Origin of the sequence: Methanoculleus marisnigri JR1, assembly GCF_000015825.1 — an archaeon.
Lineage (GTDB): Archaea > Halobacteriota > Methanomicrobia > Methanomicrobiales > Methanoculleaceae > Methanoculleus > Methanoculleus marisnigri.
Genome location: NC_009051.1, coordinates 1,178,371 through 1,191,456, shown reverse-complemented (window position 1 = coordinate 1,191,456; position 13,086 = coordinate 1,178,371). Strand labels below are relative to the sequence as shown.

The window sequence follows — 13,086 nt, the reverse complement described above, 5'->3', positions numbered from 1 at the left end:
GGAAACGAATGACAAAACACACGTATCTGGCACTGTTGTGCGCAGTCGTTATCATCGGGCTGTTGACCTCGCCGGTTATGGCGGTGGAAGCGGCGTCGGGGGAGGAGATCTATCGCCCCTTCGTAAACGCGCAGGAACGTCCTGATATCGACGGCGACATGATCGTCTGGGAAGACGATCGAAACGGTAACAAAGACATCTACTTTGGAACCGTAGACGAATTCCGGAACAAACCACCGTTAACCACCACCCGCGTCGGCGAGAGGATAACATCCGATGACGCCTCGCAGGAGAAACCGTCCATCTCGGGCGACTACATCGTCTGGCAGGATGACCGCAACGGGAACTGGGACATCTACCTCTATCAGCGCTCGACGGGTGAAGAGACACAACTCACCACCGACACAGGCGATCAGTGGCTGCCCATCGTCCGCGGGAACTACGTCGCCTGGTACGACGACAGTAGCGGCGACACGAAGATCGTCCTCTACGACATCGCCGCCGGGGCCGTGAAGGCCACCATCGACGCTGACGCAAAGACAACGATTCCCGACGGGGCTACCGGGGTCAAGCCCGCGCTCTCGGAGAAGTACGTCGCCTGGATAGAAAAGGCGGACGAACGGGCCTGGTACTACGACATCGCGGACGAGACGAAGATGCAGGTGTCCGGGACCGGGCTCCGCCACTCCTGGCCCTCGCTCTACGGGAGCCAGATAGCCTGGGAGTGTTACCTTAACAGATCCGGCATCCAGGATCCCGAGATCTACCTGATGGACCTCGATAATCCCTCCGGCGGGGAGCAGCAGATCACAAACGCCCCTAATTATCAGGTCTCGCCGGCGCTCAGCGAGAACATCATCGCCTGGGAGGACATGCAGGATGGGCCGCGGGGCATCTACATGTACGACCTTGCCACCGGCGGGGAGGAGATGTCCGTATTCGCGCCCGAGGATATCTACGATGAACAACTCTACCCGGCCGCCAGCGGCAACACGATCGTCTGGCAGAGAGGCACGGGCATTAACTCGAACATCTACATCTTCATCTACGGGTCAGAATCGAGCGAGCCGGTTGTAACGACCATCACGGTCACACCGACCACGCCCACGCTCGCGGTCGACGAGACTGAAGCGTTCACGGCAACCGTTCTCGACCAGGACGGCGTGACCATGACCGGCATCGATGTCGAATGGGCGAGCAGCAACGAGACCGTCGGCACGATCGACGCGGACGGAGTCTTCACCGCCCTCGCCGAAGGCACGGCGGACGTCACCGCAACGGCGGAGGGCGTAACCGGAGAAGCTACCGTCACGGTCAACGGCGAAGAGCCGACCGACCCGGCTGCAACACGCATCGAGATCACACCGACCACGGCCACGCTCGCGATCAACGGGACGGTGGAGTTCTCCGCAATTGTCTTTGATCAGTTCGACGAAGAAATGTCGGAGGTTGCGGTCGAATGGGCGAGCAGCGATGAGACCGTCGGCACGGTCAGTACGGAGGGTGTCTTCACCGCTCATGCTGAGGGCACGGCAGACGTCACGGCAACGGCAGGCAACGCAACCGAAACCGCAACCGTCACCGTCAGTGCCGAAGAGCTGGTCATCGATCGCATCGAGGTCACATCGACCACAGCCACGCTCGCGATCGGCGAGACTGAAGCGTTCACGGCAACCGTTCGCGACCAGTTCGGCAGCGCCATGACCGGCATCGATGTCGAATGGGCGAGCAGCAACGAGACCGTCGGCACGATCGACGCGGACGGAGTTTTCACCGCTCTCGCCGAAGGTACGGCGGACGTTACCGCAACGGCGGAGAACGTAACCGGAGAAGCTACCGTCACCGTCACCGCCGGAGCGACGGGTGATCCGACCGCAACGCGGATCGAGATCACACCGCTCACAACCGCCGCCACGGTCAACGGGACGGTAAACTTCTCCGCGACGGTCTATGACCAGTTCGACGCCGAACTGCCGGAGGCTGAGATCGAATGGGCGAGCAGCAACGAGACCATCGGCACGATCGACGCGAACGGTACCTTCACCGCCCTTGCCGCGGGTATAACGGCCGTCACTGCAACGGCGGGCAATGCATCCGCATCGGCGCTCGTCACCGTCAACGAAGAAGAGCCGGCTGAACCGGTCCTGGAGAGCATCCGGATCACACCGCCCGAGGCCACCCTCGCGATCGGCGATACCCAGCTGTTCATCGTGACCGCTCGTGACGAGGACGGCGCCGTCATGACCGACGTTGAGATCGCCTGGACGAGCAGCGATGAGACCGTCGGCACGATCGACGCAAACGGTACCTTCACCGCCCTCGCCGAAGGCACGGCGGACGTCACCGCAACGGCAGAGAACGTAACCGCGACGGCGACCATCACCGTCAACGACGAAGAGCCGGCTCTCGCCAGCATCGCTGTCGCACCATCGGCAATCACGCTCGCCGAAAATGACACCGCGACATTCACCGCGACCGCTTTCGACCAGTTCGGCACCAGCATGACCGACGTCGAGATCAACTGGACAGGCAGCGATGAGACCGTCGGGACCATCGATGCGGACGGCGTCTTCTCCGCGGTTGCCGACGGCACGACGACCATCACCGCAGCGGCAGGAAACATAACCGGGACCGCGGCGGTAACCGTCACCACGTCAACCTCGGGCGTTGCGGTCTCCCCGTCGGCGATCATCCTGGACCTGGGGGACGAGTGGCAGTTCACCGCGACCGTATATGACCTGCAGGACAACGCATCCGATCCCACGGTGAACTGGACAAGCAGCGACGAGGCCGTTGGCACCATCGATGCCGACGGACTCTTCAGCGCGCTTACCGAAGGCACAGCGACCATCACCGCTACTGCAGACAACGAGACCGGGACCGCGACCGTGACCGTCGAATCGTCGCAGGTCGCAACGCGGATCGAGATCGAACCGCCCACGGCCACGATCCTGCCCGAAGAGACCCAAGCGTTCACGGCAACCGTCTTTGACCAGCGCGACAACGAGATGGACTGGATCAGGGTAACCTGGTCGTCCTCCAACCCTGAGGTCGGCACGATCGACCGGGCCGGCCTCTTTGGAGCGTTTGCAGAGGGATCGACGGACGTAACGGCATCGGTAGGCGACGTGGCAGAAACAGCAGCAGTCACCGTCTCGGCAACCGTTGCACCTGAACCCACCCCCGGCAGCGGCGGCAGCGGTGGCAGCAGTGGCGGCGGTGACAGCACTCCCTCCTTCTCCGCAGGGATACGTGAGAACCTGAGAAGCGGCGAGACGTTCACCTTCTCGGATATCAGCGTCACATCGGTCAGCAGCGTGAACGTCACGGCAGCCAGCACCATCCCGAAGATGATGCTGACCGTGAAGAAGGCAAAAGCGTCCTCGGCTGCGGAGCCTCCCGCTGGCGACGTCTACGAGTACATCGAGATCACCCCCCAATGGGTGAGCCAAAACCAGATCGGCAACGCGACGGTATTCTTTAGCGTCCCTGCCAACTGGCTTGAAAGCCACAACGCGACCGCGGAGGACGTTGTCCTCATGCGCTACGTCAACGGCATCTGGGAGTCCCTGGAGACCGAAGTGATCGGCGAAGAGAACAGCAAGTACAACTTCCGGGCAACCACCCCCGGGTTCTCCATCTTCGCCATCATTGCGTCACCCGTGAGCGTGATCGCATCGGCGGAGGAGTTGAACATCACAGCGGAAGTTACCGGGACACCTGAGGTTACCGGAAACGTAACGACGGAGCCGACCACCGTGCCGGCGACGACACCTACGGCACCGCTCGTCTACGCGCCCCTCCTCGCACCGCTGGCCTTCCTCCTCTGGGCGAGGAAGCGGCGCTGAACCCTAACTCTTTTTTTGATCCGGCATCGCGGACGCGTCTCCTGTGAGGCTGCTTTGCGAAGACGGACGGTGCAGAAGGCAATTTTGCAATTACCTCGACGCTCCTTCCACGGGAATGCGTGAGAAAAAAGTGGGGCCGCACCATCAATGCGGCCTGTTCGGCTGCGTCGGTAACCTGTCTGACCGACCGCTGCGGTCATCCCGGCTCAGGGCAGGGTCCCGGTCTCCATCGGGGTCTCCGTTTCCATCGGGGTCTCCGTTTCCATCGGGGTCTCCGTTTCCATCGGGGTCTCCGTTTCCATCGGGGTCTCCGTTTCCATCGGGGTCTCCGTTTCCATCGGGGTCTCCGTTTCCATCGGGGTCTCCGTTTCCATCGGGGTCTCCGTTTCCATCGGGGTCCCGGTCTCCATCGGGGTCCCGGTCTCCATCGGGGTCTCCGTTTCCATCGGGGTCCCGGTCTCCATCGGGGTCTGCTGGGTTCCGTCTCCACCCGGCATGGTGCATCCTGCCGCCAGTATGCCCACACCCAGGATGAGGAGCACCGCCAGAAGTACTGCGATTGGCCTCATGGGAGGGGGCATCACGCACATATTACTTATAATTTATCCTCAGTTCGGGTCCCTGCCGCCGGAAACCTCCGTTCAGGGCGCAGACCCCCCTGAATCCCGCCCATCCGGAACGCGGCAAGCGAGTAAGACATTTTGAGAAGATATCACTTTACGATGAAGTACCCGGTCATCTGCTGCGGATGGACGTCGCACCGGAAGAAATACGTGCCGGACTCGTCCGGCGCGATGAAGGTATAGGTCGCTCCGCCGGGCCGGTGATGGTCTCGCCCACGAAGATCTCCTCGACCGCCAGGGCGTTCGCGCAGACCCCGTCCATCAAGGCAGGAACAGGGTTAAGTGAGAGGCCGCCGCACATCCGCCCATGCTACGTACAAAGAGGATCTACAAAGAGCCCTCAAAAGACGACGGCACCCGGGTTCTCGTCGACCGGATATGGCCGAGAGGCGTCTCGAAAGAGAAGGCGTCGCTCGACCGGTGGGAGAAGGATCTTGCACCGTCGAGCGAACTGCGCCGGTGGTTCGGACACGACCCGGCGAAGTGGGAGGAATTTCTCCGGCGCTATCGGGCCGAACTCGAAGGAAAAGAGGAAAAACTCGCCCGGCTCCGGCAGGAGGCGACTGACGCAACCGTCACGCTCCTCTACGCCGCACGGGACGAGGAGCACAACAACGCCGTGGCGCTGAAACGGTATATCGAGGAAGAGATCGCCGGCAGAAGTTCCTGAACGGGTGTACCCCGCACGGTGACAGCATGCTTTTACCTCCGGACAGCGATGGCTGGATCGTATCCGGCGCACCCGAAACTGCCGGAGAGGTGACAAGAACATGGAAAACGGACCCAGAGGAGCAATCCTCCAGAGAGACAAAATGTCCTACGCGATCGTGCCGAGAACCCCCGCGGGGATCGTCAGCCCGGAGCACCTGGAGAGCATCGTCAAGGTCGTCAGGCGCTACGAGATCCCCGTCATCAAGATGACGTCGGGGCAGCGGATGGTGCTCGTGGGCATCAAAGAAGAGGACGTCGAGAGCATCTGGAACGAGCTCGGGATGACCGTCGGGCAGGCGACCGCACCCTGCGTCCACTACGTCCAGGCATGCCCCGGGACGGTGACCTGCAAATACGGCAAACAGGATTCCCTGGGCCTCGGGCTCGAGGTCGAGGAACTCTACCAGGACATGAACCTGCCGGCAAAACTCAAGATGGGAGTCTCGGGGTGCCCCCGGTGCTGCGGCGAGAGTTACCTCCGGGACATCGGGCTCATGGGGAACGCAAAAGGCTGGACGGTCATCTTCGGGGGCAACTCCGGCGGCCGCCCCCGGATCGGCGACGTCGCCGCAAAAGACCTCACGAAAGATCAGGCCATCGATCTGGTCCGCCGGCTGCTCGAGTACTACCGGGAGAACGCCAAACCGGGAGAGCGGACCGCACGGTTCGTCGAGCGGGTCGGGTTCGACGCCGTCAAAAGCGACGTCCTGACCTTCGCCCCCTACATCCCGCTCGACTCCGCCTGATCGGGGTTTCGCGGAAGGGGGCCGCCGATGCAGTCGGCGTTCGCGATCATCCGGTTGACGAACTGCCGTTGAACGCAGGTGATGAACGGCAGGGTGATCACCACGGCGTTACGGACGGCGTCCTGGCGGTAGACGATCATGCAGACACGGTCGTCGGCGATGAAGATGTACTCGAGCAGGAACGCCGACCCGTCCACCGGGATGGGGCCGCAGTAGACCTTCTCGAAGATGTTCTCCTGAAAGAAGGTGCAGAAGGGCTTCGGGACGTAGAGGGACGCGTCCCCGAGCGGCTTTTTGATCCCGCGCTTCCCGTTCGGGAGGAGGACGCTCACCGGGTGGTCCCGCGACGCACCGGCGATCAGGCGGGCGAACTCGCCGATCTCCCGGTAGTCCAGGCAGACGACGGCAAGGTCGCGGACGACGCCGCCGGCAAGCGACTCCGCGTGGCGCCGGATGCTCCACTCCCCCTGCACGTACCAGATCGGCGAGTTCTTCGCCCGGGCGTCGAGCGAGAGGGCGTCGAGACCCTGCACCGCCGCCGTCGCCGCGGCATCCACGGCACTCTTCAGGTGGTGGATGACGACGGCGGGCTCGGCCGGGATGTAGATGTGGGGGCTCCCCCGCCGGACGGTGATGAAACCCCGGCCGGCAAGCCCTTCGGCGATGTCGTAGACCCTGGGGCGCGGGACGCCGCTCGCCTCGTGGATCTGGCGGGCGCTCCCCTCGCCGATCCCGACGAGGGCGGCGTAGACCCGGGCTTCGTACGCCGTCAGCCCGAGCGCCGTGAGGCTCCGGATCAGGTCGTCCATAATTGTTACTATGAGAGTTACACGAGAGTTAAACCTTCGTGCGTTCCATACTCCCTAAGATCTTCGACCATGCGGCTAAGAGCAATTCTTGAAGGTATCAAGCGGTTCGTCGGCAGGAAAGGCGGCACCCGTTCCGGGACCGGCCCCGACGAGGTCAGCTCCCTCCTCATCGACACCTTCGCCGAGGACGGCGGCGAGGAAGCGGGACGCGGAGAAACAGTATCGGCGGCGGCCATCCGGGCGGCGTGCCGCCGGATGCAGGAGGCGAAGACGAAGGGCGATCTCCTCCGGATCATCGCGGACGAAACTGCGGCATACGACCTCCGCGACCTCGAGGCGATGAACGCCCGGTTCGAGCGCAAAGTCGCCCACCTCCCGGAGGACTACCGCGACCGCCTTCTATCGAGCGTCAGGGAAGAGATCTTCGGGGCGCACCACCGCCTGGTTCTCCTCTCCCGGAACAGCGGCGGCCGCGAACTGGATGGCCCCCCCGCCCCGGCGCTCTCCGCCTACTGCTCGATGGTGGCGGAGGCCTGCACGGCAAAAGCGCGGGAGAAGGACCCGAAGTACCTCTACCTGAAGTACCTCCTCTCCGCGTTCACCATCTTCGTCGTGGAAGAACCCGCTCATCCCGTCGGCACCCCGTTCCCCGGCGGGCAGATCGTCGACGAATGGGAGGGGACCTACCTCTGCCCGGTCAGGGACCTGGCCGACGACGTACCGTTCGCCCTCTGCCCCTACTGCCCGGCGGTCCAGAGCACGGAACCTACCTTCCCGGAGATGCGGGCCCGCCGGCAGGAGCGGAGGCGGCGGGAGTGCCTCGCGAACTACTGGACGAACTACAAAGGTTAACTACCTCAGGAGAGAGGAGACTCTGGAGATGAATGCAATGAAAATCGTTGATGTAGCACAGGAACCGATCGGCGAGAACCCGCACCATGTCGACGCCCGGAAGGTCTACGACACCGAGCACGCGACGGCGGTGGTGATCACGCTTAACCCCGGCGAATCGCTCAAGAAACACATCACCCCGGTGGACGTCTTCTTCTACGTCCTCGAGGGCACGGGGATCGTCGAGATCGGCGACGAGCGCGCCCAGGTCGGAAAGGACCGCCTGGTCGAGAGCCCGGCAAAGATCCCGCACCGCTGGATGAACGAGAGCGACGGCACCTTCCGGGTGCTGGTGGTGAAGATCCCGCGACCGACGACCGGGACGCGGCTGCTGTGAGGATAGATGGTCATCGAATCTATCCCGAAGGCCGCAGGGTTCATCTACGGCATCATCGCGTTTGCCGCCCTCGCATGGCTCTGGTACTCGGGCCGGTTCACCCGGCGCCGTGCGGTGCCGTTCCTCGCAGCCTCGGTGTTCTTCGGGTTCCTGGTCTTTGCGCCGGTCTTCCCCTACCAGTTCCAGGCCCTCGTCCTCCGGGACGCGGCGGCGCTCGGGTCGCCGCTCCCGATGGCAATCGCGGGACTGCTCGCCTTCATCGGCCTCACCCTCGTATTCGGCCGGATCGTCTGCGGGCAGGTCTGCCCGGCGGGCGCCGTCCAGGAATTCATGTACCTCGTGCCGGTGAAGAAGCGCGGCCGCGCCGAAAGCCGTGTCCCGACGGCGGTCAGGGCGGGCGTCTTCGTCGTCTTCCTCGCCGCCGGCCTCGGGCTCTCGGTGAACCTTCTTGCGCTCATGGGCCTCCCGGCCTTCTTCAACCTCGCGGTCGCGAGCGTCTCGTTCTTCGTCTTCCTCGGGATCGTCCTCCTCTCCGCCGTCGTCTACCGGCCGTTCTGCCGCTACGTCTGTCCCTACGGCGCACTGCTCGCCCCCGCAGCATCAAAGGCCGTCTACCGGATCAGGAGGACGGAGGCCTGCATCGGCTGCGGGAAATGCGAGCGGGCGTGCCCGACCGGGGCGGCGAACCCGTCCGCCGGAGCCGGCGAGTGCTACCTCTGCGGCCGGTGCACGGACGCCTGCCCGGTTGACGGGGCGCTCGTCTACACGAGGGCGAAAAGGGAAGGGTAGATAGGAAGGAGCAGCAGAGTATCATAAAGGCTGGTGCAACAGTGTCTGAAGAGAAGCGTGCCGAGTTGCGGGGGAAGGTCCTCCGGCTGGCGGATCTCGTCGCCTACCAGGACGGGACCGTGGCAAGCAGGATGATCGTCAACAAACCGGTGGGAAGCATCACCCTCTTCTCGTTCGACGAGGACGAGGGGCTCTCGGAGCACACCGCGCCCTACGATGCGGTGGTGACGATCCTGGACGGGGAGTGCGAGGTCTGGGTGGCGGGCGAGACGCACCAGATGCGCGAGGGCGAGACGATCATCTTCCCGGCGAACGTCCCCCACGCCCTCTCGGCCATAACCCGGTTCAAGATGTCGCTCACGATGATACGGGAGTGAGAGCGTGACGAACGAGAAGGAAGGCGACTACTGCACCGTCTGCGGCGGGGTCCGGCCGGACGCGATCAAGATCAAGACGATCCTCGTGGACGGGAAGGAGACCGGCGTCAACCAGCTCGACTTCATCGTCGACGGCGTGCGGGACCTGCATCTCGCGGACGACGCCGCGATTCGCGCCGAGCTCCTCAGGAGAGCCGGGGAGTTCAACTACATCCCGACAAAGAAGAGGGAAGCCTACGGCGACGCACTGATGCGGGAGTATACGGCAACACCGGAGTAAGCGGCCGGTACCGGGACGGTTTCCGGCGCCATTCCTCCTCCGCGGAAGATTCTTTTCTCACCGGGCTTCTTCCCGAAGACCGGTTCTTCGATTTTGGCTGCCCGGAAGGCAAAACCGCCAAAAAAAAGGTCAGGCGCTGATGGCAGCCAGTCTGCCATCCTCGCGCACGAACAGCCAGTAACCCTCGGTCGGGGAGAGTCTCTGGTTCTCCCCCTGGTCACCGGTCACATTGTTGATGAGCGCCGGCCGGTAACTCTGCTCTTCTGCATCGTAGCCGACGACGTAGACCCAGTTGTCTTCCACCGATATGAGCGCCTCGTCCGCACTGCGCTCCGTCAGGTCGGAGTAGCCGATGGCGTTCCAGCCCGGGCTGAGCGTCTTCAGTGCGGGTGCCCTCACCGGGTCGGTGCTGAGCATCAGCTGCACGGTCGTCTCCTCGGTCGAGTAGACCCAGTATCCCTCAAGGACTTCCAGGATCTCGCTCTCGCCCAGGGGCTCGAAGCCGCCTGCCGGGGTATGGGTGTAGATCGACCGCCCGCCGGTGTCGACGTCCGCAAAGACCGACGCTGCGGTATCGTTTCCCGCAGAGAGCGATCTCGGGATAGAGACGAAGTTCCAGCCTTCATAGAGCTGGAGATCCATGGTCTCCTCCGGCGTTGTCGGCGTCGGGGTCACGTTCACCGTCGGAGTCGGCGTAACGTTCACCGTCGGAGTCGGCGTAACGTTCACCGTTGGTGTCGGCGTAACGTTCACCGTCGGAGTCGGCGTAACGTTCACCGTCGGAGTCGGCGTAACGTTCACCGTCGGACTCGGCGTAACGTTCACCGTTGGTGTCGCGGTTGGTGTCACTGTCGGTGTTGGGGTTGGGATCGGGGTGTCCGGCGGAACCAGGACACCGTCGATCACGTAGACCACGATGTAGTTCGTGATCTGGATCTGGGTCACAACGATGATGTTGTTGATGGTCAGCTGACCGTCCTCGGTGAGCGAGACATTAACCTCCGATCCTTCAGCGGTCGGCAGGGAGATCTGCCCGTCGGTCGAATTCTCGCAGAGTTGCACGAGCTCTTCGATCGTGTAATCACCCTGGATGACATGGTAACTGAGGATCTTGTTTAAGAGCATCGTGTCGCCCATGATCACCGAGAGCGTCCGGTTGCCCAGCCCGGAAAACGCATCGTCGGTCGGAGCGCACATCACGTAACTCTCGTTCTCGTCGAGTTCCTCGCCGATAGTGGAGTTGTTCACCGCTTCAACGAACGTCGTCAGGTTCTCCTGGTCCGAAAGGCCCTCGACGATCTGTTCGGTGATGTTCGCACCGGGTGTCGGACTCGGCGTAACGTTCACTGTCGGACTCGGCGTAACGTTCACCGTTGGTGTCGGCGTGACGTTCACCGTCGGTGTCGGCGTAACGTTCACCGTCGGACTCGGCGTAACGTTCACCGTCGGACTCGGCGTAACGTTCACCGTCGGACTCGGCGTAACGTTCACCGTCGGTGTCGGCGTAACGTTCACCGTCGGACTCGGCGTAACGTTCACCGTCGGACTCGGCGTAACGTTCACCGTCGGACTCGGCGTAACGTTCACCGTTGGGGTCGGCGTAACGTTCTCTTCGGGCAGCCCCCCGGTCACGTTGAAGGCCTGCTGGACGGGGCTTCCGTTCACCAGGATCGGCACGTCGGGGCCCGGGAACTCATGGACGCCCGGCTCTCCCGCATCGATGTGAAGCATGGCATAGAGCACCGGCGTGGCGTTCTCGACCTCGATCTCCACGGAAACGTTCTCATTTACGCCTTCGGTGATCTGGCTGTAGCCGATGATCGGCCCGGGCGTTCCGTTCAGGTCCGCGTGGATGTCCGCCCAACCCGTCTGGTTGATCGTGGCGTTGTCAACGATCACCGTATCGTTCTCGATCGGCTGATCGGAGACGTTGACGAAGGGCGTCACATTCGCTCCCGGCGTCGGAGTGACGTTCACCGTCGGCGTCGGAGTAACAACCGCCCCAAGAACGGTCACGTTCACCATCAGGGTATACGTGGCGTTTTCCAGGGTGTGCGACGGGGGCCCGTAGGAGAAGGTCAGGTTGTCCCCGTCGGTGAGGTTCGTCACCGCGGGCCCTGTCGTGGCCTGCTCGTCGTTGACCCAGAAGGTCCAGTTGTTCGGAGTCTCGTTCACAATCTCGTTTTCAATGTCGGTAATCGATAGAATGCTGAGGTTTTCCTCATCCAGAGGCAGGTCTTCAGCAACCTGGTACTCGAATGATCCGAGGATCGAGGCAGCATCAAGTGCTCCAAGCACTGTCGTCTGCGGCACCTCGTAGGTTTCGGTACTGTTTACCGGTGTGATGTTCACAGTCTCATCAGGGTTCAGTTCAACAGGTCCTCCTCCAATCGAGACCGCTACACTTGCAGCAGAGATTGATAGGAAGAGAATGATGCACAAACCGAACAATACAGGTCGTCTCATACATATCCCCCCTTGCGAGCAGAGGAATGAGCGTGGTAATATAAAAATATTATGATAATAATCCACAAAAGCCGACCTGGAAAAATCACGGCCTGCATCGGGGCAATTCCCCCCACACGTTCGTCACCCGGCGGCATCACCCTATCGGCGAAAGGAGAAGAAGACAATCTCTGGAATGTCTCCGATTCGCGCTCCGGGCACTCCGGGCGCTCCGGGCTCCGGCCTGCTGTTCAAAGAAACGAAACAACCCGGCAATATCCGCAGGTTGTGGTAAGAGAAAAAAATAGAGAGGTGTTGCAGCCGAACGGCACTCGAGTGCCGTCCGGAAGCCTCGAAGGCAGACCAGCGGCGCCTGCCGCCCTCTGCCGTGCTCTACATCACTGTACGATGCCTATCAGGGCGCTCTGGTTCTCGGCCATCGTCGCGGCCGGTGTCTCCCCGACCGGCATCGTGGTCATCTCACCCATCGGCGTGGTCGGCGTCTCCCCGGCCGGCATCGTGGTCGGTGTCTCCCCGCCCGCCGTCAGGTTCACGCCCGGCGGCACCAGCACCAGGTCGATGATATGGATCACGCCGTTCGTCGTGTTGATGTCCGCCACGGTGACGGTGGCGTTCTCGACCATGACCTCGCCGTCGGTGGCGGAGACGTTCAGGTCCTCGCCGGCAAGCGTGACGAGCGTGCTCATGTTCTCGCTCGCGGTCTCGTTCTCGCCGCCGAGAAGCCCGCTGAAGATATCAAGCACACCGCCTTCGGACTCGTTTCCGGCAGTCTGGTTCTCCTGTCCGGCCTGCTCATCGGTCATGTTGGTGAAGTTCGCCGACAGGTACTCGCCCTCGACGACGTGATACTGGAGAACCATCGTCAGGTTGTCGGTCTCGTTCATGAGCTGGTTCACGGTGTCGTTCCCGAGAGCGTCGAACGCCTCGTTGCTCGGGGCAAAGACCGTGTACGGGCCCTCGCCGTTCAGGGTGTCGTAGAGCCCCGCCACGGCGACTGCTTCGGCCAGCCGTGTCAGGTTCTCGTCCTGCTCGATGTAGGCGGCAATCGTCATGTTCGCCGTCTGGTTATCCATCTGCCCGGTCTCGCCCATGGGCGTCGCCGTTGCATTCTCGTCTCCGATTACCGCCGCCGTTACGGCAAACGGCATCGCAAGAAGAGCAAGAATGCACGCGCATAGAGTTATCCATCGTCTCATACTACCATCCCCC

12 protein-coding genes are annotated in these 13,086 nt (G+C 62.6%); 8 read left to right on the top strand and 4 right to left on the bottom strand.

The genetic code is table 11. The features are described from left to right. Positions 1-8 precede the first annotated feature (8 nt). Positions 9-3,848: an Ig-like domain-containing protein gene (locus tag MEMAR_RS05955; protein ID WP_011844054.1), complete on the top strand. Its 3,840-nt coding sequence runs from the start codon at positions 9-11 to the stop codon at positions 3,846-3,848. A 206-nt stretch (positions 3,849-4,054) separates the two neighbouring features. On the opposite strand, the gene MEMAR_RS05950 is transcribed toward MEMAR_RS05955, so the two are convergent. Beyond that, positions 4,055-4,417, bottom strand: a complete 363-nt coding sequence (locus MEMAR_RS05950) for a hypothetical protein (RefSeq protein WP_048063952.1) — start codon at positions 4,415-4,417, stop codon at positions 4,055-4,057. A gap of 361 nt (positions 4,418-4,778) precedes the next feature. Here MEMAR_RS05950 and MEMAR_RS05945 point away from each other — a divergent pair, with 361 nt between their 5' ends. Further along, positions 4,779-5,141: a DUF488 domain-containing protein gene (locus MEMAR_RS05945; RefSeq protein WP_011844053.1), complete on the top strand. Its 363-nt coding sequence runs from the start codon at positions 4,779-4,781 to the stop codon at positions 5,139-5,141. Between the two features lie 100 nt (positions 5,142-5,241). Beyond that, positions 5,242-5,928: a nitrite/sulfite reductase domain-containing protein gene (locus MEMAR_RS05940; protein WP_011844052.1), complete on the top strand. Its 687-nt coding sequence runs from the start codon at positions 5,242-5,244 to the stop codon at positions 5,926-5,928. Here the strand turns inward: MEMAR_RS05940 and MEMAR_RS05935 are convergent. After that, entirely contained in the window at positions 5,904-6,737 is an 834-nt protein-coding gene (locus MEMAR_RS05935) for a TrmB family transcriptional regulator (protein ID WP_011844051.1), read from the bottom strand. The two genes, MEMAR_RS05940 and MEMAR_RS05935, sit on opposite strands and share 25 nt — an antisense overlap. 69 nt (positions 6,738-6,806) lie before the next feature. On the opposite strand from MEMAR_RS05935, the gene MEMAR_RS05930 reads away from it, so the two are divergent. The 5 genes from MEMAR_RS05930 to MEMAR_RS05910 are packed head-to-tail and all read left to right on the top strand — an operon-like array spanning position 6,807 to position 9,411. Then, positions 6,807-7,589, top strand: a complete 783-nt coding sequence (locus tag MEMAR_RS05930; RefSeq protein ID WP_052291856.1) for a DUF2115 domain-containing protein — start codon at positions 6,807-6,809, stop codon at positions 7,587-7,589. A 37-nt stretch (positions 7,590-7,626) separates the two neighbouring features. After that, positions 7,627-7,965: a cupin domain-containing protein gene (locus MEMAR_RS05925; RefSeq protein ID WP_011844049.1), complete on the top strand. Its 339-nt coding sequence runs from the start codon at positions 7,627-7,629 to the stop codon at positions 7,963-7,965. A gap of 6 nt (positions 7,966-7,971) precedes the next feature. Then, positions 7,972-8,754 (top strand): 4Fe-4S binding protein, encoded by a 783-nt coding sequence (locus MEMAR_RS05920; protein WP_011844048.1) that lies wholly within the window; start codon positions 7,972-7,974, stop codon positions 8,752-8,754. 41 nt (positions 8,755-8,795) lie between these two features. Then, on the top strand, positions 8,796-9,131 hold the full coding sequence (locus MEMAR_RS05915; RefSeq protein WP_011844047.1) for a cupin domain-containing protein: 336 nt from the start codon (positions 8,796-8,798) through the stop codon (positions 9,129-9,131). 4 nt (positions 9,132-9,135) lie between these two features. Further along, a complete protein-coding gene (locus tag MEMAR_RS05910; RefSeq protein ID WP_011844046.1) occupies positions 9,136-9,411 on the top strand; it encodes a hypothetical protein in 276 nt (91 codons plus the stop codon). Positions 9,412-9,540: 129 nt separating this feature from the next. On the opposite strand, the gene MEMAR_RS13120 is transcribed toward MEMAR_RS05910, so the two are convergent. Further along, positions 9,541-11,763 (bottom strand): fasciclin domain-containing protein, encoded by a 2,223-nt coding sequence (locus tag MEMAR_RS13120; RefSeq protein ID WP_048063772.1) that lies wholly within the window; start codon positions 11,761-11,763, stop codon positions 9,541-9,543. A gap of 491 nt (positions 11,764-12,254) precedes the next feature. Next, positions 12,255-13,073 (bottom strand): fasciclin domain-containing protein, encoded by an 819-nt coding sequence (locus MEMAR_RS05900; protein WP_011844044.1) that lies wholly within the window; start codon positions 13,071-13,073, stop codon positions 12,255-12,257. Positions 13,074-13,086 lie beyond the last annotated feature (13 nt).

Coding starts and splice junctions, on each gene's coding strand:
- MEMAR_RS05955 (WP_011844054.1), top strand. CDS start 9: ATGACAAAACACACGTATCTGGCACTGTTGTGCGCAGTCGTTATCATC.
- MEMAR_RS05950 (WP_048063952.1), bottom strand. CDS start 4,417: ATGAGGCCAATCGCAGTACTTCTGGCGGTGCTCCTCATCCTGGGTGTG.
- MEMAR_RS05945 (WP_011844053.1), top strand. CDS start 4,779: ATGCTACGTACAAAGAGGATCTACAAAGAGCCCTCAAAAGACGACGGC.
- MEMAR_RS05940 (WP_011844052.1), top strand. CDS start 5,242: ATGGAAAACGGACCCAGAGGAGCAATCCTCCAGAGAGACAAAATGTCC.
- MEMAR_RS05935 (WP_011844051.1), bottom strand. CDS start 6,737: ATGGACGACCTGATCCGGAGCCTCACGGCGCTCGGGCTGACGGCGTAC.
- MEMAR_RS05930 (WP_052291856.1), top strand. CDS start 6,807: ATGCGGCTAAGAGCAATTCTTGAAGGTATCAAGCGGTTCGTCGGCAGG.
- MEMAR_RS05925 (WP_011844049.1), top strand. CDS start 7,627: ATGAAAATCGTTGATGTAGCACAGGAACCGATCGGCGAGAACCCGCAC.
- MEMAR_RS05920 (WP_011844048.1), top strand. CDS start 7,972: ATGGTCATCGAATCTATCCCGAAGGCCGCAGGGTTCATCTACGGCATC.
- MEMAR_RS05900 (WP_011844044.1), bottom strand. CDS start 13,073: ATGAGACGATGGATAACTCTATGCGCGTGCATTCTTGCTCTTCTTGCG.